General features: G+C 65.5%; 17 protein-coding genes. 4 read left to right on the plus strand and 13 right to left on the minus strand.

Annotated elements, in window-relative coordinates; all coding sequences use genetic code 11:
- Positions 1-4: 4 nt before the first annotated feature.
- Together AC3A4M_RS19290 and AC3A4M_RS19295 are read left to right on the plus strand one after the other, a co-directional pair.
- The gene (locus tag AC3A4M_RS19290) at positions 5-745 is read left to right on the plus strand and encodes an energy-coupling factor transporter transmembrane component T family protein (RefSeq protein WP_498737790.1); all 741 of its coding nucleotides are present in this window, start codon (positions 5-7) and stop codon (positions 743-745) included.
- Positions 745-2,376, plus strand: a complete 1,632-nt coding sequence (locus AC3A4M_RS19295; protein ID WP_498737792.1) for an ATP-binding cassette domain-containing protein — start codon at positions 745-747, stop codon at positions 2,374-2,376. The genes AC3A4M_RS19290 and AC3A4M_RS19295 overlap by 1 nt, the downstream gene beginning before the upstream one ends.
- Here AC3A4M_RS19295 and AC3A4M_RS19300 read toward each other — a convergent pair.
- The 9 genes from AC3A4M_RS19300 to AC3A4M_RS19340 form a co-directional block, all read right to left on the minus strand.
- A complete protein-coding gene (locus AC3A4M_RS19300) occupies positions 2,345-4,474 on the minus strand; it encodes a 3-hydroxyacyl-CoA dehydrogenase NAD-binding domain-containing protein (RefSeq protein ID WP_498737794.1) in 2,130 nt (709 codons plus the stop codon). The genes AC3A4M_RS19295 and AC3A4M_RS19300 overlap by 32 nt on opposite strands.
- Positions 4,471-5,742, minus strand: coding sequence for a thiolase family protein (locus AC3A4M_RS19305; protein ID WP_498737796.1), 1,272 nt, complete (start codon positions 5,740-5,742; stop codon positions 4,471-4,473). The genes AC3A4M_RS19300 and AC3A4M_RS19305 overlap by 4 nt, the downstream gene beginning before the upstream one ends.
- Before the next feature lie 121 nt (positions 5,743-5,863).
- Positions 5,864-7,210 carry an HRDC domain-containing protein gene (locus AC3A4M_RS19310; RefSeq protein ID WP_498737798.1) on the minus strand — a complete coding sequence of 449 codons (1,347 nt, stop codon included), beginning with the start codon at positions 7,208-7,210 and terminating at the stop codon, positions 5,864-5,866.
- A 23-nt stretch (positions 7,211-7,233) separates the two neighbouring features.
- Positions 7,234-7,872 (minus strand): DUF3000 domain-containing protein, encoded by a 639-nt coding sequence (locus tag AC3A4M_RS19315; protein ID WP_498737800.1) that lies wholly within the window; start codon positions 7,870-7,872, stop codon positions 7,234-7,236.
- Positions 7,873-7,934: 62 nt separating this feature from the next.
- Positions 7,935-9,005: a threonine aldolase family protein gene (locus AC3A4M_RS19320; protein ID WP_498737802.1), complete on the minus strand. Its 1,071-nt coding sequence runs from the start codon at positions 9,003-9,005 to the stop codon at positions 7,935-7,937.
- 48 nt (positions 9,006-9,053) lie between these two features.
- Positions 9,054-9,815, minus strand: a complete 762-nt coding sequence (locus tag AC3A4M_RS19325; RefSeq protein ID WP_498737804.1) for an SDR family oxidoreductase — start codon at positions 9,813-9,815, stop codon at positions 9,054-9,056.
- Entirely contained in the window at positions 9,812-11,161 is a 1,350-nt protein-coding gene (locus AC3A4M_RS19330) for a DUF6421 family protein (RefSeq protein WP_498737824.1), read from the minus strand. The genes AC3A4M_RS19325 and AC3A4M_RS19330 overlap by 4 nt, the downstream gene beginning before the upstream one ends.
- Before the next feature lie 236 nt (positions 11,162-11,397).
- Positions 11,398-11,829: a peptide-methionine (R)-S-oxide reductase MsrB gene (gene msrB, locus AC3A4M_RS19335; protein ID WP_431188528.1), complete on the minus strand. Its 432-nt coding sequence runs from the start codon at positions 11,827-11,829 to the stop codon at positions 11,398-11,400.
- 23 nt (positions 11,830-11,852) lie between these two features.
- Positions 11,853-12,341 carry a hypothetical protein gene (locus AC3A4M_RS19340; RefSeq protein ID WP_498731854.1) on the minus strand — a complete coding sequence of 163 codons (489 nt, stop codon included), beginning with the start codon at positions 12,339-12,341 and terminating at the stop codon, positions 11,853-11,855.
- A 148-nt stretch (positions 12,342-12,489) separates the two neighbouring features.
- Here AC3A4M_RS19340 and AC3A4M_RS19345 point away from each other — a divergent pair, with 148 nt between their 5' ends.
- Positions 12,490-13,785 carry an alpha/beta hydrolase family protein gene (locus tag AC3A4M_RS19345; protein ID WP_498737806.1) on the plus strand — a complete coding sequence of 432 codons (1,296 nt, stop codon included), beginning with the start codon at positions 12,490-12,492 and terminating at the stop codon, positions 13,783-13,785.
- Here the strand turns inward: AC3A4M_RS19345 and ybaK are convergent, their stop codons facing one another.
- The 3 genes from ybaK to AC3A4M_RS19360 are packed head-to-tail and all read right to left on the minus strand — an operon-like array spanning position 13,786 to position 15,683.
- Entirely contained in the window at positions 13,786-14,277 is a 492-nt protein-coding gene (ybaK, locus tag AC3A4M_RS19350) for a Cys-tRNA(Pro) deacylase (RefSeq protein ID WP_498737808.1), read from the minus strand.
- Positions 14,278-14,294: 17 nt separating this feature from the next.
- A complete protein-coding gene (locus AC3A4M_RS19355; protein ID WP_498737809.1) occupies positions 14,295-14,744 on the minus strand; it encodes a SufE family protein in 450 nt (149 codons plus the stop codon).
- A 30-nt stretch (positions 14,745-14,774) separates the two neighbouring features.
- Positions 14,775-15,683 carry a sulfurtransferase gene (locus AC3A4M_RS19360; protein WP_498737811.1) on the minus strand — a complete coding sequence of 303 codons (909 nt, stop codon included), beginning with the start codon at positions 15,681-15,683 and terminating at the stop codon, positions 14,775-14,777.
- Between the two features lie 245 nt (positions 15,684-15,928).
- Between AC3A4M_RS19360 and zapE the strand changes: the two genes are divergently transcribed.
- Positions 15,929-16,966, plus strand: coding sequence for a cell division protein ZapE (gene zapE / locus AC3A4M_RS19365; RefSeq protein ID WP_498737813.1), 1,038 nt, complete (start codon positions 15,929-15,931; stop codon positions 16,964-16,966).
- An 88-nt stretch (positions 16,967-17,054) separates the two neighbouring features.
- On the opposite strand, the gene AC3A4M_RS19370 is transcribed toward zapE, so the two are convergent.
- A complete protein-coding gene (locus tag AC3A4M_RS19370; protein WP_498737815.1) occupies positions 17,055-17,306 on the minus strand; it encodes an antitoxin in 252 nt (83 codons plus the stop codon).
- Between the last annotated feature and the right edge of the window lie 618 nt (positions 17,307-17,924).

The raw sequence follows: 17,924 nt of genomic DNA on the forward strand, positions 1-17,924 counted from the left end.
CGGCATGATCCGGCTTCATCCCTTCACTGGGCTCGCCCTGGCCGCCGCCGCCGCGCTGCTCACGCTGGCCGCGGACCGGTGGTGGCTGAGCCTGGCCGTCACCGGGGCGGCCGTCTGCCTGGCTGCCCTCGCGGGGACGGCCGCCCGGCTGATGCTCACGGCAGGGGCGGTGCTGGCCCCGCTGTGGCTTTCGCAGCTGATGGTCCACGCGTTGTTCGATCCCGCCGGCAGCGAGGTGCTCTTCGCCGGCGGTCCCGTCCGGCTGACGCTCGAAGGACTAACGACGGCGGGCAGTCTGGGTCTGCGGGCGGCGGCCTCCGTCTCGGTGTTCCTGCTGTATTCGCTTACCGTTGACCGCGTGGAGCTGGTCCGCGCGATCGACGCGGCCCGCGTCCCTGCGCAGCTGGGCTACATCGTCGCGGCGACGCTGGCACTGGTCCCGGCCACGGCCGAAAGAGCCCGAGCCATCGCGCAGGCGCAGGCTGTGCGCGGCGCCGACGAGGGTAGCGGCCCGGCCGGCTGGCTGCGCAGGAAAAGGCTGCTCGCGGTTCCCCTGGTCCTGTCCAGCATTCAGGATGCCGCCGAGCGCTCCGTGCAACTGCAGTTGAGAGGTTTTTCCGGCGGCCCCGGCCGGACGCAGCTCCACCCGGTCGCGGCGAGGAGCTGGGAGAAACCCTTCGGGCTCCTGGTGCTGTGCCTGGCCGCGGCAGCGGCAGTGCTCCTGGCGAGCCAAGGCGGCCGCTGATGGAGCTCGAGATCCTGGAATACCGGTATCCGGCCCACGAGGCACCGGCGCTCTCCGGGGTGCGGCTGTCGGTGGCACCCGCCTCGCTGACCCTGGTCGCCGGTGGATCCGGCAGCGGCAAGAGCACGCTGGCAGGGATCATGGCGGGGTATCTGCCCGGCCGGACCGGCGGGCAGCTGACCGGGTCCATCAGCCTTGCAGGCCAAACCCTTAAGTACGACGGCGGCGCGCAGCCTCACGTCGTCGACCTGCGGCAGTGGGTACGGCATGTGGCGTACGTACCCCAGGACGCCCGGTCCTATCTGTCCATGGTGCGTTCCACTGTGGAGGAGGAGCTGGCCTTCGGCCTGGAGAATGCGGGCGTGCCCAGGGCCGAGATGGCGGCACGGATCCAGTCCATCGCCGGGCGGTTTGACCTAGGCCCGTTGCTGCAGGGTGATCCCGCCCGGCTGTCCGGCGGGCAGGAGCGGCTGGTGGCCATTGCCGCAGCGGCCGTTACCGACGCCGATCTGCTGGTGCTGGATGAACCGCTTGCCGGGCTGGACGAGCCTGCCACGGCCCGGGTGGCGGCCGCGGTGAGGTCGCTGCGGGACGCTGGCACCGCCGTCGTTATCCTGACCTCTGTCCTGGAGACGCGGTTCTCGGACGCCGGGCAGGCACTGCTGCTGGAGAACGGCCAGAGTGTTGCGGAAGGCATGTCTGCCGTCCGGGAGCGTGCGGAAGCGGCCGGAGTTGTGGTTCCCGGCGAACCTGCGTTCGGACGCGGCAGCGCTTGCAGCTTGTCGACGGAAGCTACGGCACCAGGAGCCGTGGTGGTCCCGGCGGGAGGCAGTCCGGCGGAACCGAGAAGCACAGGCGGCGCCGTACTGCGCTACCGGAACGTCGGATTCAGCTACCCCGACCCGGAACGCCGCCGGCAGCGAGGAAAGCTGTTCCGCCGACGCCGCGGCGATGTTCAGGGCGGACCAGAACGGGCCGCGAGGAGACCGTTGCTGGATACGGTCAGCTTTGCGGTGCATCCGGGGGAGTGCGTTGCGTTGACCGGGCCGAACGGGACCGGCAAGACGACGCTGCTGAAGATGGCCCTGGGGCTGATAGTCCCCGATGCCGGAAGTGTTTCGGTGGCCGGCCGGGACACGGCGGAAGCCTCGGTGGGGCAGCTCGCGAAGACAGCGGGGTTGCTGTTCCAGAACCCGGCGGACCAGCTGTTCGAGCGGTCCGTCTATCATGAAGTCGCTTTTGGCCCACCTGGTTCGCAGCCGAATCCGGAAGCCGTCCGGCAGGCGCTGGAAGCCTGCGGCCTGGCCGGGCTCGAGGACGAGCACCCGTACGAGCTGCCGGTGTCCCGGCGGCGGCTGGTCGCCTTGGCGACGGTGCTGGCCCGCCGGCCCGCCTTGCTGGTGCTGGACGAGCCGACGGTTTCCCTGGACGGGCACGGCCGGAAACTGCTGGGCGGAATCCTGGCGGCGGCAACGGCCGGCGGGGGAGCCGTCCTGCTGTCCACGCACGACAAGGAGTTCGCGCGCGTGCATTGCCAGCGGGCAGTGGAGCTGGGGCGGCAGCACGCGCTTCCGCCCGAAGCTACCGCCCCGGAGGGCATCAGCGCCCCGGATGGAACTTCCGTCCGTTGACCCGCTCCGCTGCTCCCACCTGATCGAGGTAGGGCGTAATGCCGCCCAGATGCATCGGCCAGCCGGCACCGGTGATCATGCACAAGTCGATGTCCTCGGGGCCGGCCACTACGCCTTCTTCGAGCATGAGGCCGATCTCTTCAGCCAAAGCATCCTGGGTGGCGCGCAGCAGTTCTTCGCCGGTGACCGGATTATTGCCGAACTGCATCAGCTTCAGGGTGTCCTGCGGGATGTGCTTACTTCCGTCCTCGGCCGTTTCCCACAGGGATGTTTTGCCGGCATCGATCAGGCGCTGCTGGTTGGCCGAGACATGGAACCGCTCACCGAACGCTGCGTGCAGTGATTCCTGCACATGCTGGGCCACCGGCACGCCGACCATGGCCAGGAGCGTGAAGGGGGTCATCGGCAGACCCATCGGCCGCAGCGCCTCGTCGGCGGTCTTGGCGTCCGTTCCGGCGTCGAAAGCCCGGCTGACTTCACCCATGAGCCGCAGCAGCACTCGGTTGACCACGAAGGCGGCGGCATCCTGGACCAGGACTGCAGTCTTCTTCAGCTCTTTGGCCAGTGCGAAAGCGGTTGCCAGGACCGCTTCCTCAGTCTTTGGCGCGCGGACAATCTCCAGCAGCGGCATGAGCGCCACGGGATTGAAGAAATGGAACCCGACCAGCCGCTCCGGATGCTTCAGGTCCGCTGCCATCTCCGTCACGGACAGGGACGAGGTATTGGTCGCCAGGATGCAGTCCGGGGAGACGACTGCTTCTACTTCCGCGAACACCTGCTTTTTCACCGAGAGTTCTTCGAATACTGCTTCAATAACGAAGTCGGCGTCGGAGAAGGCGTCCTTGGTGACCGAACCCGTGACCAGGGCCTTGGTACGGTTGGCAGCGTCGGCGGACAGGCGCTTCCTGGCGTGCAGCTTGTCTACCTCTGCGTGGACGTGCGCCACGCCTTTGTCCACCCTGGCCTGGTCGATGTCCGTCAGCACCACCGGCACCTTGAGCTGGCCGGCGAAGAGCAGCGCCAGCTGGCTCGCCATCAGCCCGGCACCCACGACGCCGACCTTGGTTACCGGCCGGGCGAGCTTCTTGTCCGGGGCGCCGGCTGGCCGCTTTGACCGCCGCTGGATAAGCTCGAGGAAGGAGTAGACGGTATTGCGGAAATGCGGAGTCTGCATCAGTTCGGTCAGGGTTTCCACTTCGGCGGCGGCCGATTCCTGCTGGGTCCAGTCCCTGCCTTGTTCCAGCAGCTCCAGCAGCTTCCCGGGCGCGGGGGCTGCGTTGGAGGTCTTGGCCTCCACAAAGATGCGACCCTTGGCAACCGCGGCGTCCCAGTCGGCGTCGTCGTAATTGGCTTTGTCGGCTCGACGTTCCTTCACCGCTTGGAGGGCCTGGGCGTCGCCGGAAATGATCCTCCCGGCCCAGGTCAGCGACTGCTCGAGGAAATCCGCGGGTTCGAACAGGGCGTCCGCGATGCCCAGTTCGTATGCGGCCGTACCGTTGAGCATCTTGTTGTTGTTCAGCGCATTTTCGATCATGACCTTCACGGCACTCTGCGGGCCGATCAGCCGCGGCAACCTGTACACACCGCCCCAGCCCGGCACCAGGCCCAGAAACGCTTCCGGCAGGCTGATTCCGTTGGCACCGGTGGACACCGTCCGGTAGTGGGCCGCGAGGGCGATTTCGAGCCCGCCGCCCATCGCCGCACCGTTGATGAACGCGAAGGTGGGGACGTCCATACCGTTCAGGACGCCGTAGACCTCATGGCCGAGCTGTGCCATCCGGCGGCCGGACTCGGCGTCCTGCAGGGAGCCGACGGCGGACAGATCCGCGCCGGCCGCCAGATAGTAGGGTTTGCCGGTGACCGCGACGGCGTCGATCTCGCCTCGGCCGGCGCGTTCGCGCAGCTCTTCCAGCGCGAGGCCGAGTTCGACCAGGCTGTTGGGGCCGAGGGTGGTGGGTTTTGAATGGTCGAGGTCATTGTCCAGCGTAAGCAGGGCCAGGGTGGCCCCGTCGGGCAGTTGCACGTCGCGGACGTAGGAGTGGGTGACCGTCTCGTCCGGGAAGCGGCGGGCCAGGGAGTGGAAATCGGCGGTGCTCATGCGAGGTCCTTTCCTGCGGTGCCGGAACCGGCGGCTGTTGTGCTGCTGCGCAAGCTGTAGTCCTGATGGTGCGGGTTCTCCCAAATGACCGCGGCGCCCATGCCCAGGCCGATACACATGGTGGTCAGTCCGTAACGCACGCTGGGATCTTCCTCGAACTGCCGGGCCAACTGGGTCATGAGCCGCACGCCGGAGGAGGCCAGCGGGTGTCCGACGGCGATGGCGCCGCCGTACCGGTTGACGCGGTCATCGTCCTCGGCGATGCCGAAGTGGTCCAGGAAGGAGAGCACCTGCACGGCGAAGGCTTCGTTGATCTCGAACAGACCGAGGTCGGCAATATCCAGCCCCGCTTGCTTGAGCGCCTTTTCGGTGGCGGGAACCGGACCAATACCCATCACTTCGGGCTCGACGCCGGCGAAGGCGAAGGAGACCAGCCGCATCCTGACCGGCAGCCCAAGTTCGGCAGCCGTTTCGGCCGATGCCAGCAGCGCTGCCGTGGCGCCGTCGTTCAATCCCGCCGCATTACCGGCGGTCACCCGGCCATGGGCACGGAACGGCGTGCGCAATGCGGCCAACTCCTCGACGGTCGTTTCGGGCCGCGGCGGCTGGTCCGCGGTGTGCAGGTCCCAGCCCTGTCCCGGCTTTTTGGCAGCCACCGGTACCAGGTCCGGCTGGATCCTGTTGCCCGCGTAGGCGTCCGCCAGCTTCCGCTGGCTCGCCGCTGCATAGCTGTCGGAGCGCTCCTTGGTGATCGCGGGGAAGCGGTCGTGCAGGTTTTCGGCCGTGTTCCCCATGTTCAGTGCGGCGGGATCCACCAGCCGTTCGGACAGGAACCGCGGGTTGGGATCGGCACCCTGGCCCATCGGGTGGTTGCCCATGTGCTCGACACCGCCGGCAATAACGACGTCGTAAGCCCCGAAGGCGATGCCGCTGGCCGTAGTGGTCACGGCGGTCATGGCCCCGGCGCACATCCGGTCGATGGCGAAGCCCGGGACGCTCTTGGGCAGGCCCGCGAGGAGCGCCGCTGTGCGTCCGATGGTCAGGCCCTGGTCCCCGGTCTGGGTTGTGGCGGCGATGGCCACGTCGTCGATCCGGGCGGCAGGCAGGGACGGATTGCGGCGCAGCAGTTCGCGGATGCATTTGACTACCAGGTCATCGGCACGGGTTTCTGCGTAGATTCCCTTCTCGCCTGCCTTGCCGAAGGGCGTTCGGACGCCGTCGACGAAGACGACCTCCCTCAACTGCCGGGCTGGATTCGTAGCGCTCACCAAGGAACTCCTCTTTGAGATGTGGGACACAAACAGCTGCCATCATGATGTTACTCGTGGGTAACATAAGCGGCAAGCCGGGAAATGTCCTTCGTTCTCGCTAGGGTGCGGCGCCGGGCTGTCAGCGCTTCCGGGAACTCGTCTTCGGGTCTGCCTCGTCGGCCTTCGGCTTGCGTTCGGCCAAGGGTTCCGGGTGTAGGAACGCATCGGTTATCACCGGCGCGGCCAGCTCGCGTTGCCAGTTTCGTGCGCCCAGGTCCCGCAGGGCTTCGGCAATGGAGCCGGCGGTAACCGGTGTCGGCGGGCGCCAGGCTATCCGGCGCAAATAGTCCGGCGTCAGCAGATTTTCCACCGGCATCTGCAATTCTTCTGCCAGGGCGGCCAGCCGGGGCTTGGCGGTCTGCAGCCGGGCTGCGGCGGACGGATCTTTGTCCGCCCACACACGGGGAGGCGGCGGAGCGTTGGTCGGCATGTGCAGTTCCGGCAGTTTCTCGAGGCGCCGGGCGGCATCGATGCAGCGGAGCCAGCGGGGAGCCTCGCGCTGGGCTGCACGGCCGTGGAAGCCGTTGACTGCCAGCAGCTGCGGTACCGTTGCCGGCATTGCCCTGGCCGCGGCGACCATCGCCGAATCCGGAATCAGCCGGCCGGGGGCAACGTCGCGTTTTTCGGCCAGCTGCTCGCGTTCCATCCAGAGTTCGCGCACCGCGGCCAGCTGGCGGCGGTCGCGGATCTGGTGCAGCCCGGACGTGCGTCGCCACGGATCGGTCCTCGGCGCAGCGGGAGGAGCTGCCAGCAATGCCTCGAATTCCTCTTCGGCAAAGGGCAGTTTCCCCGACTCTGCCAGGACTTCGACGAGGGCTTCACGGAGCTCAGCGAGCACTTCAACATCCAGGGCGGCATAACGCAGCCACGGCTCCGGCAACGGCCGGGTGGACCAGTCCGCTGCCGAATGTTCTTTGGCCAGCGTGAATCCCAGCAGGTTCTCGATCACGGCGGCGAGCCCGACGCGGGGCAGGCCGGCCAGCCGGGCCGCGAGCTCAGTGTCGAAGAGCTTGTCCGGCCACATGCCCAGGGCCGCCAGGCACGGCAGGTCCTGGGTGGCGGCGTGCAGGATCCATTCCACCCCGCGCAGCGCGTCGTTGATGACCTCGAGATCATCGAAGGGTTCCGGGTCGATCAGCCAAGTGCCGGCACCTTCGCGGCGCAGCTGCACCAGGAAAGCGCGCTGGCCGTACCGGAACCCCGATGCGCGTTCGGCGTCGACCGCCACCGGACCGGAGCCTGCCGCGAGAGCCGCGGCGGCACGCTGCAGTCCTGACTGGGTGGAAATGACCAGCGGAACCCCTTCGCGGGGAGCGGTCAGTTCGATCAGCTCGGGAGCGTCCTGCTCCGGTTCGTCTGAGGCGGTTGCTGTGCTGTCTGCACGGCGGGAAGCCGCGGCAGACGAATCCGAAGTCAAAAACGTCATGGTTATACCAGTCTAAGGGCAGGTCAGTTCCGGCGCCGGTTGGGCAGCGAAGCGACACCCTCGGGCAGGGGCGGCAAGCCGGCGAAGGTGCAGACCATGTCGGACCACGCCTCCAAGTGGGACTGGAGGTCCGCGGAGTCCGGAGTCCACGAGGCCCTGAGCTCGATGTCGATCGCGTCCTGGTTATCCGAAAGCGAACCGAAGCTTTCGGAGAGGATCCTGGTGGCCGTGCCGCCGGCATTTCGGTACCGGGCGCCGTGGTCGTGCAAGGCATCCACCAGCCAGGTCCACGCCACGGAGCCAAGCAAAGCATCGTTGCCCATGTCGGCGTCGAGTTCGGCGCGGATATACGTCACGATGCGGAAGGTTCCGTCCCAAACCGCGGAGCCATCCGGATCATGCAGCAGGATGAAACGGCCGGTTGCGAGTTCCACGTCCTCGCTCTCCCGGAGGGCGGCGATGACCGGACCGTGCGCAGGATGCGGGCCTGCTGCCGACGGCTGGATGACCTCGGCACCCAGTGCCACGGCATACGGTGCCAGTCTCGACGGAGCAGGCAGCTCCGCCAGCTTGAGTTCATTGCGGCAGTTGGCCCGGCGCAACGCGGCCAGGGCAGTCAGGAAGTCCGCGGGTGCCGCGGAGAGATCGCCAATCGCACTCACCCTCCCAGATTAAAACCGTGCGGGCTGCCCGGAACGCTAGGCGCGCCGTTGGTGCCGGATCGTTATCCGCCCAGCTCGCTCCGGATGGCCGCGGCGAAAGCATCGATATCTTCCTCCGTGGTATCGAAGGAACACATCCAGCGGACCTCGCCGCGGGACTCGTCCCAGTCGTAGAACCGGAATTGCTGCCGCAGCCGGTCTGCCGCTCCGGCGGGCAGGGCGGCGAAAACGGCGTTGGCCTGGGTCGGCTGGGTGGGCGTCACGCCATCAATGCCTTCCACTGCGGAACGGAGCCGCGCGGCCATGGCGTTGGCATGGGCCGCCGAGCGCAGCCACAGGTCGCCGTCGAGCAGGGCCAGGAACTGGGCGGAGATGAAGCGCATCTTGGAGGCGAGCTGCATGTTCATCTTCCGCAGGTACGTCATACCGTGGGATGCCTCGGGGTTCAGGATCACCACGCATTCACCGTAGAGCAGCCCGTTCTTGGTGCCGCCGAAGGAGAGAATATCGACGCCGGCGTCGGTGGTGAAGGTGCGCAGATCCGTTCCCAGCGCGGCAGCGGCATTCGCCAGCCGCGCCCCGTCCATGTGCACCTTCATGCCGTGGCCATGGGCATGTTCGGCGATGGCACGGATTTCGTCAACCGAGTACAGCGTGCCGAGTTCGGTGCTTTGGGTGATCGAGACGGCCAGCGGCTGCGCCCGGTGCTCGTCGCCCCAGCCCCAGGCCTCCTTGTCGATCAGTTCCGGCGTGAGCTTGCCGTCGCTTGTGGGCACGGGGAGCAGCTTGATGCCGCCCACTCGTTCCGGCGCACCGTTTTCGTCCACGTTGATGTGCGCGGTCGAGGCGCAGACCACAGCCCCCCAGCGCGGCAGCAGGGACTGCAGGCTGAGAACATTGGCGCCGGTGCCGTTGAAAACCGGAAAGGCCTGGGCCTGCTCGCCAAAGTGAGAGGCCATGACTTCCTGCAGCCTGGCCGTGTAGCCGTCATCGCCATACGCAACCTGATGTCCGCCGTTGGCATGCGCGAGCGCGGTGAGTACTTCCGGGTGGACGCCCGAGTAGTTATCAGACGCGAAGCCGCGCACGGACTGGTCGTGCAGGGAAGCGGACAGCAGCGAGGAGTCATTCACAGTAGGTATATTCCTTTTCCGGTGGGAGGAAGTTGCAGTCGGCGGTGTTTAGACGAGCGGGATGCGCCGGCCATTGATTTCGGCCGCCGGCCTGCCGAACAAATTCTTCACTGCCGTGGCCAGGTCCGCAACGTCGGTGAACCCCGTGAACGGCTTTTCCGGGTTCCCGGCGCGCATCCGGTCATCCACCAGCGCCTTAATAACAAGTACGACGGCGGCCGAATGCTCAGCTTCGGACGTCTCCTTCGCGCCGGGGCCAGCTGCCTGGTCGCGGCGGAACCCGTCGGCCACGGAAAACATCCAACTTTCGGCAGCGGCCTTGGCCGCGGCGTAGTTGGCGCCGCCGGCGGTGGGGGAGCCCACCGCGGTGGCGGAGACGATGACCGCCCTGCCGTGGGGCGACGCGGCCAGGTCGTCATAGAACGCGCGGGTGGTGTTGCGCAGGGTTGTGATCAGGTTCCGGTGCAGGAAGTCCCAGTCCTCGTCGGTCTGCCCGGCGATACCCTTGCCGCCGCGCCACCCGCCCACCAAATGCACCAGCCCGTCGATGCTGCCGGCCTCGTTGCCAACCCGCTCAGCCAGATCCCGGACGGCCCCCGCGTCGGCGAGGTCGCACGCAAAGGTGAGCACGCCGTCGTCGTTCGCATAGGCGCTTTGCAGATGTTCGGGATTGCTGCCGACGGCGATCACCTGCGCGCCGGCTGCCCGCAAGGCGGCGGAAACAGCCTGCCCCGAGGCGCCGGACGCACCCGCCACCAGAATGCGCAGCCCGGACGGCATACCGGAACCTGTGCTGGGAAGTTCGCTCATGCCGCGGCGCCCGTAATGCCGGAGGTCGATTCGATCACGGTTTTCATCTTACGGTTCAGCGCCTCGTAGAACATGGACAGCGGGAATTCATCGTCCAGGACCTGGTCCGTCAGCTCGCGGGGCAGCCCGGACAACGGCAGGGCGTCCGGTCCCTTGGCCCAGACCGAGGCCGGGTGCGGTGTCAGCGTCTTGGTCAGCATGTCGTACGCGGCCAGCCAGTGCGCCGTCTTGGGGCGGTCGATCGAACGCCAGTACAGCTCCTCGATCTGCTGTCCCAGCGCGACGACGACGTCCGCCACGTTGTCCCAGTCGATGCTCAGCTTGCCGTCGGTCCAGTGCAGCACGTGGTGCTGGTGCAGCCAGGCGAAGAGCAGTTGGCCGCCGAGGCCGTCGTAGTTGCGCACTCGGTTGCCGGTAATGGCGAAGCGGAAGATCCGGTCGAAGATCACAGCGTACTGGACCAGGCGGGCGTGCCGGCGAATGTCCTCCGACGCATGCCGGTCATTCTGCAACCGCACCGACTCCCGGAAAGCGGTCAGATCGCAGCGCAGCTCCTCCAGCGAATAGAGGAAGTACGGCATGCGCTGTTTGATCATGAATGGATCGAACGGCAGATCCCCGCGCATATGCGTCCGGTCGTGGATCAGATCCCACATCACAAAAGTTTCTTCGGCCAGCCGCTGGTCCGCAAGCAGATCGGCAGCCTCCTCGGGCAGCTGGAGCGACGTGATATCCGCAGCGGCGCCGACGACCTTGCGGAAGCGGGCCGCCTCACGGTCGGCGAAGATGGCGCCCCACGTGAAGGACGGGGTTTCCCGCACTGCCACCGTTTCCGGAAACAGGACGGCAGAGTTGGTGTCGTAGCCAGCCGTGAAATCCAGGAAGCGGATGGGCACGAAGAGCTTGTTGGAGTAGTCGCCCGCCTCGAGGTCCGCGATGAAGTCCGGCCAGAGGACCTCGAGGAGCACCGCCTCCACCAGCCGGTCGGTGCTGCCATTCTGGGTGTACATAGGGAAAACCACCAGGTGGACCAGCCCGTTGCTGCGCTGCTGCTGCGGCTGGAACGCCAGCAGCGAATCCAGGAAGTCCGGTACGCCGAAGCCAGCTGTGGACCAGCGGCGGAAGTCCTGCTGGAGCAGGCGCAGGTATTCGCAGTCGTGGTCGAACATCGGCGCCAGTTCGGCGATGGCCGCCACGATGGTCTCGGTGTGCATGGCCGCTTCGGCTTGGTGCGCGGCATCCGGGATGGAACCGTCATGCACCTGCAGCGGACGGAGCCCGCTGGCAGCTGCCTTCAGTCGCAGCCAGGCTTGGTGCAGCTCGGGCCGCATGTCGCGTGAATGCATGGTGTCGGTGGCGCTGGTAGTGATGCTCATGGATGCCTTCCTTCCGGCAGCGGTTCTATAGCGGAACCGCTGGAGGTGGACTTCTTGCTGTTTCCAAGAGCGTAACAATCAAACAGAGTCACTAATGCCGAATCCATCGACAGATTAGAAACTGTTGTGCTCGTCGACGGGCGGCGGTAGAAATGACGAAGCCCGGCTCATGCTGGCCGGGCTTCGAGTGGGAAGAGTTCGAGGAACTAGGGAGCCTCGTCCTGCTTGGGCTCCAGCTTCAGGGAGACGGAGTTGATGCAGTACCGCTGGTCAGTCGGTGTGCTGTAACCCTCGCCCTCAAAAACATGGCCCAGGTGGGAGTTGCAGTTCGCGCAGCGCACTTCGATTCGTTCCATCCCCAGCGCCGAGTCCCGCAGGTAGCGGACCTTGCCCTCCGCCAGCGGGGCCCAGAAGGAGGGCCAGCCGCAGTGGGAGTCGAATTTCTCCTGGCTGGTAAATAGCTCGTCCCCGCAGGCGCGGCAGCGGTAGACGCCGGCTGTGTGCGTGTCCCAGTACTCGCCGGTATAGGGCCGTTCCGTGCCGGCTTGCCGCAGCACCTGGTATTCCTCCGGCGTCAGTTCGCGGCGCCATTCGTCCTCGGACTTAGCCACGGGAAACGTTTCTGGCGTGCTGTTCACTTCACTCATATCCTTTTCAACGCTCACGAGTCCCCAATGTATCCCGATCCGGAATACAGATGGAGCACGGGTATGCCGAGTTTGTCCTGGGCGCGGTTCGCCCAGTCGGTATGGAACGTATCGGCAACGGCGTGAGGGGTGGTGATCACCACGGCGCGGTCAGCCGGATGGCGCTCGACGTAATCAACCAGCGCCGAAACGCCGTCGTCGTCGACGATTTCCACCGTTCCCTGCAGCCCCCTGCCCTGGAGCGCCTGAACGGAGAGGCGCTTGGCTTCCTCGGCTTCGGTTTTGGCCTCGTCGGGCGAGGGCTGGCCATGCAGCAGCTCGCGGAAGGCCTGGGCGACGTCGAGCAGACTCAGATTGTCCAGAAAATCCAGCACCAGATTCCGTTTGGTGTCCTCGGGAATCAGCACGCTGAATTCAGTACCCTCGGTTGCCAGCAATTCCAGATTCCGAAGATCCGCATCATTGAGCGGCTCTTCGGTGAGTACTACAATCGTTTCGCTCATGGCCCCAGCGTAACCAGCAGGCGCGCGGCAAACAATAACAGGCCCTCCCGGGACTTCTTCGCACCCGACAACCGCCTTCCCAACTGCCTTCGGCGCCTGCTCGGCAGGGCGTTACGTCGCGCGCGGCAGGGTGAGTAAGAATGGTGCCATGGCTTTGTTCGACCGTCGGAAAACTATAATCTCCGCCGCCGCGCCACCGGCCGAGGAAATTCGGCGACAGCTGCCGTGGCTGCGCTGGATGGGCGTCGGCGCGATCGCCGGCGCAGGTCTTGGCTCGCTGCTGGCCGGAGCTACCTCCGGGCTCGCCTCGTATTTCGCCCGCCAGGTGCTCACGCCGGTGCGCGAGCATGACCAGAACCTTGCGATCTACGCCGTGGTCGGCAGCAGCCAGCACCAAGAGGTCATTCTGCCGGCCACACCGGACACCACGGCGCCCGGCCTCTACAGCATTTATTTCGACGGCGGACGCGGTCAGGCGCGGATCGGCGCCATCACTTCTTACTCGCCGAAAGACGGAACAGTACAGCGCGCTGTGGAGCGTGTTTATAGCGGCGATCTGGCCGCGGCCCGCCGCGGTTGGTGGGGAGGCGCGGTCTACCCCGATCCTGCGGCCGCGGGACTTGCCAACGAGGAAGTCCGCATCGCGGTCGAGGGCGGCCAGGCACCAGCGTGGCTGATCAGGGGAGTCGAGAACGCCCGGACCTGGGCCATCATGGTGCACGGCCGGGGCGCCACCCGGCAGGAAGGGCTTCGTGCCGCCCGCACCGCCCGCGCACTAGGGATGACCTCGCTGCTTATTTCCTATCGGAACGACGGCGAAGCCCCGGCCGCGCCGGACGGGCGTTACGGACTCGGACTGACCGAGTGGCGGGACGTTGAAGCCGCGATGACTTACGCCTTGGAACACGGGGCCGAGGAGATTGTGCTGTTCGGCTGGTCCATGGGCGGCGCTATAAGCCTGCAGGCGGCGGACCAGTCCGTTCACCGCAACCGGATCAAGGCACTGGTTCTGGACGGTCCGGTGATCAACTGGATCGATGTGCTGGCATACCAGGCCAGGCTGAACCGGATCCCCGAGGCCGTCGGACGTTTTTCGCAATGGCTCATTTCGAACCGCGCGGGCAGATTGCTGACAGGATTGGCGGCTCCACTGGATCTGAAGAAGATGAACTGGGTAGCCCGGTACGATCAGCTCTGCGTGCCGACACTGATCCTGCACAGCCAGGACGACGAATTCGTGCCCTACGGGCCGTCCGCGGAACTGGCGGACAAGAATCCGCGGCTGGTGACTTTCGAGCCGTTCTCCGGTGCCAGCCACACAAAGGAATGGAACGTCGATCCCGAGCGCTGGGAGCGGGTGGTCACCGGCTGGCTGACCCATGTCCTCAGCGCCCCTGTTCCCGGGGTCAAAGGTCCGGGTACGAACGGCGTGCAGCCGGACTGATCAACCCGTACCGATGGCTGCCAGCCGCGCGCTGGTCAGGCGGATCAGGTCCTGTGCGGCCAATTCGATGTCCAGTCCGCGGCGGCCGCCGGAAACCAAGATGGTGGGATAGTCCACCGCGCTGGAGTCAAGGACTGTCGGGCTGGGCCGCCGCTGGCCCAGCGGGGAAATGCCGCCGAGCACGTAGCCGGTGCGGCGCTGGACAGCCAGCGGATCTGCCAACACGGACTTCTTCGCTCCCAAGGAGGCTGCGAAGGATTTCAGATTGAGGTTTCCGGAGACTGGGACCACGGCGACAGCGAGATTGCCGTCTACCGCCACCATGAGGGTCTTGAAAATCCTTTCCGGGGGCAGACCGAGCTCGCGCGCTGCCTCAAACCCGAAGTCGGTCACAGCCGGATCATGGGCGTACTTGTGAAGAGTGTGCGGAACCCCCGCCTGCTGCAACAGCAGTGTGGCGGGGGTTCCGGTCGACGCGGTGCGCTTTGCCAACGGCGGAGTCGGCGCGATCAGACGGATGCCCGGGCGTCCGTAATCTGACGCTTGATGCGGGCGAGCATGGCGGACATGCCACGCAGCCGCAGCGGCGTAATGGCGCGCGTCAAACCGAGCTGTTCCGGCACATCGTCCGGAACGGCGAGAATCTCCGCAGCCGGCAGGCCGTTGAGCCCTTCATGCAGGACGCCGGCGAAACCGCGTGTGGTCGGGGCTTCCGGGGGCGCCGAGAAGTAGATCTCCACCGGTTCCTCCGGGCCGTCGCCGATCTCCAAGGTCAGGAACAGCGGGGACTGGCACTCGACAACCTGTTCCAGCAACTCCGGCTGGCCGGCCAGGTGCTCCGGTAGGTCCGGAAGTGATCGGGAGAATTCCAGCAGCAACTGCAGCCGCTCAGGCTCCTCCATCGATTGGAAGTCATCGATGATTTCTGCCAGCGGTGCGGGGATGTTTTGTGCGCTCACAGTCACCTATTCTACTCGTGCACGTTGCGGTTAACGGCGGGCAGCGGGCACCTCGCCGGGCTCGGCACCCTTGACGATCGGCACGCGGACTGCGTTGCCCCATTCGGTCCACGAACCGTCATAGTTGCGGACGTTCTCGAATCCGAGCAGGTATTTGAGGACAAACCAGGTGTGGCTTGAACGCTCGCCGATGCGGCAGTAGGCCACCACTTCATCGCCGTCGTTCAACCCGGCCTCGCCCTTGTAGATCGCTTCCAGCTCTTGGCGGTCACGGAACGTGCCGTCAGCAGCGGCGGCGCGGGCCCAGGGGACGGAGGCCGCGCTGGGAATGTGGCCACCGCGCAGCGTTCCCTCTTCAGGGTAAGCAGGCATCGTGGTGCGTTCGCCGGAGTATTCTTCGGCCGAGCGGACATCGATCAAGGGCTTGCCGAAGTGCTCGAAGACGTCGGGCAGGAATGCGCGGATGGCCTCGTCGCGACGTTCGACGACGGGGTACTCCACCGCTGCAGGCTTCGGCGTCTCGGTAGTGAGCTCGCGCCCTTCGGCAATCCACTTGTCGCGCCCGCCGTCAAGCAGCCGTACATCCTCATGGCCGAAAAGCGTGAACACCCAGAGTGCATAGGCAGCCCACCAGTTGCTCTTGTCTCCGTAAATCACAACGGTGGTCTCGCGGGTGATGCCCTTGGAGCCGAGCAGCGCAGCGAACGCTCCGCCGTCGATGTAGTCGCGGGTCAACGCGTCATTCAGATCCGTATGCCAGTCGATTTTTACTGCACCCGGAATATGGCCGGTCTCGTAGAGGAGGATGTCCTCGTCCGATTCGACGACAACCAGTGAATCCGCGTCCAGGTTGGCCGCCAGCCAATCGGTGGAAACGAGCCGTTCCGGGTGGGCATAGGCGGAAAACTTCTCGTTCTGTTCTGCGGCAACAACAGGCATAGCAAAACCTTTCCATTCGTCAGGGGTGGTCTCTGCCCAGCCTATCCATAAGCACGAAGAAACAATCTCCGCGCCGGTCATCATCCGCCACAATGAGGGGAGTCCGATGCCGTGTGACTGCATCCGCCTGTTTCCTGGCAGTGGCCTCGATCACGAATCTGCCGCGGCGTCGTCGGTAGCGTATCGTTTTTCTGGCGGCAATTCACCGTCACGCAGATTTTCAGGAAGGCTACGGTCGGTTAAACGTGCCCCAGATTGAACAGCTTTCGCGCCGGACCCCCAAGGTGTCGGTCGATGATTTGTTGGAGGGATTCCATCCTTCGCCGCGCTTCGGCGAAGTCTCCTTTGACAGTTACCGTCCCGACCCGTCCCAGCCCTCGCAGTCCGCCGCCGTCAAAGCGTTGCGGGATTTTGCCGTCGAGGTGGACCACCGGGAACCCAAAGGACTGAAGAAACTTTTCGCTGCCAAGAAGCAGGCCGGCAAGGCAGGTATCTACCTCGACGGCGGCTTCGGTGTGGGAAAAACCCACCTGCTGGCTTCCCTCTGGCACGCGGTGGACGGTCCAAAGGCCTTCGGCACTTTCGTCGAATATACAAATCTGGTGGGGGCGCTGTCCTTCCGCAAGACTGTGGATGCGCTGAGCAGCTACCGGTTGGTCTGTATCGATGAATTCGAACTGGACGACCCGGGGGACACCGTGCTGATGTCCCGGCTGATGCGCGAACTGGCCGACGCCGGTGTGAAGCTCGCGGCTACCTCCAACACGCTGCCCGGTTCCCTCGGCGAGGGACGCTTTGCCGCCGTCGATTTCCAACGCGAAATCCAGGTCCTGGCAGACCAGTTCAACGTACTGCGTATCGACGGCGAAGACTACCGCCATCGGGGCCTGCCGGCCGCTCCGGATCCTTTGACTGATCTTGAACTCAAACGGCGGGTCTACAGTGATTTCAAGGGCCAGGTGGTCGCAGCCGATGAATTCTCGGATCTGGTCAGTCATCTCGAAGGCGTGCATCCGAGCCGCTACCGGCAGTTCATCGACGGTATCGACGCGGTGGCTTGGCACAACGTCGCGACGATCACCGAGCAATCGGTAGCCCTGCGCTTCGTTGTGCTGGCGGACCGGCTCTATGACAAGGACGTGCCCATTATTGCTAGCGGCCGTCCGTTCGATGAGCTTTTCACCCCTGAGATGATGTCCGGCGGCTACATGAAGAAGTATTACCGGGCCGTATCCAGGCTGACAGCCCTTGCACGTGAAGGGTTGACTGGCGAGGAGTCCTGAGGCCTCCAACAGCCCGGCCCACACAGCACAAAGGCGCTGGTGCTACCTCCCGGTAGGACCAGCGCCTTTTGGCGTGCTCTAAGAGAAGTTATGCCGAAGGGCTGCTCTCATCGGTTGCGGCACCGGGGGTATTTCCACCATCTGCCCTGTCGATGAGGTTCGCGGCTCTGGCCTGCAGACCATCTACCTGCCCGGAGTACCTGCCGCCGGTCTTGCTGTCGATGAAATCTCCAGCCTTGCCGACGCCGTCCTTGAGCTTGTCGGCATTGTCGCCGACCAGATGAGCGGCCTTGTCCTTAAGCTGTCCGGCCTTGCCCTTGAGCTCGTCAAATACAGACACAGACACCTCCCTTCGCTCCTGGGAGCCGCATGCTCCCGCCTACTTCTATCGTAGGCCCGAGGCAGGCCGCGTCAATAGGTAGGCCACGTAGGCCGGGCAGGCCCGGTACTGGTAGCCGCCAAGGAGAGACGTGTTGGTGTTCGTCTGGAAGTTCGTGCCCGAGACCAAGGGCAAGGAACTCGAGTCTATGTAGCTTGGCCATGTAGGTCACCAAGGCGGCTCGTTTGGTTGTAGCGGCCAATCGTCGAATGGCCGGTTCCAGTGATCCGTTGGGCCATGCTGCAGCTCGTCCGACAGCCTGGACTTTCTAGCCGCTTCGGACACGGCAGGAACCTGGTCGATTCGGGCGGCGTAGGAACCTTGGGCGGCTTGGGATGGCCTGGTGTCGTGGCGCTGTCAGCCGCGATGAGTGGCAGCAGTGTTTCTACCTGTTGGCCGGGTGGACCGGAGCCAGGTGCCAGTGGGAGTTCTGCCGGTTGTGGTGGGGGTTCCGGGTCGGTCCCGTTCTTAACGCGCGGGGTCTGGGCCGGGGCGTCGGGCAGGGGTGTGCCGGCGAGTCGGTATCGGTTGCGGCGGGGTTTTTGGTCTGGGTCGATGTAGCGGGGCGGGATGAACCAG

Source organism: Arthrobacter sp. Soil_C_60 (genome assembly GCF_057656375.1).

Coding starts and splice junctions, on each gene's coding strand:
- AC3A4M_RS19295 (WP_498737792.1), top strand. CDS start 745: ATGGAGCTCGAGATCCTGGAATACCGGTATCCGGCCCACGAGGCACCG.
- AC3A4M_RS19310 (WP_498737798.1), bottom strand. CDS start 7,210: ATGACGTTTTTGACTTCGGATTCGTCTGCCGCGGCTTCCCGCCGTGCA.
- AC3A4M_RS19330 (WP_498737824.1), bottom strand. CDS start 11,161: ATGCATTCACGCGACATGCGGCCCGAGCTGCACCAAGCCTGGCTGCGA.
- AC3A4M_RS19325 (WP_498737804.1), bottom strand. CDS start 9,815: ATGAGCGAACTTCCCAGCACAGGTTCCGGTATGCCGTCCGGGCTGCGC.
- AC3A4M_RS19345 (WP_498737806.1), top strand. CDS start 12,490: ATGGCTTTGTTCGACCGTCGGAAAACTATAATCTCCGCCGCCGCGCCA.
- AC3A4M_RS19290 (WP_498737790.1), top strand. CDS start 5: ATGATCCGGCTTCATCCCTTCACTGGGCTCGCCCTGGCCGCCGCCGCC.
- AC3A4M_RS19360 (WP_498737811.1), bottom strand. CDS start 15,683: ATGCCTGTTGTTGCCGCAGAACAGAACGAGAAGTTTTCCGCCTATGCC.
- AC3A4M_RS19300 (WP_498737794.1), bottom strand. CDS start 4,474: ATGAGCACCGCCGATTTCCACTCCCTGGCCCGCCGCTTCCCGGACGAG.
- AC3A4M_RS19340 (WP_498731854.1), bottom strand. CDS start 12,341: ATGAGCGAAACGATTGTAGTACTCACCGAAGAGCCGCTCAATGATGCG.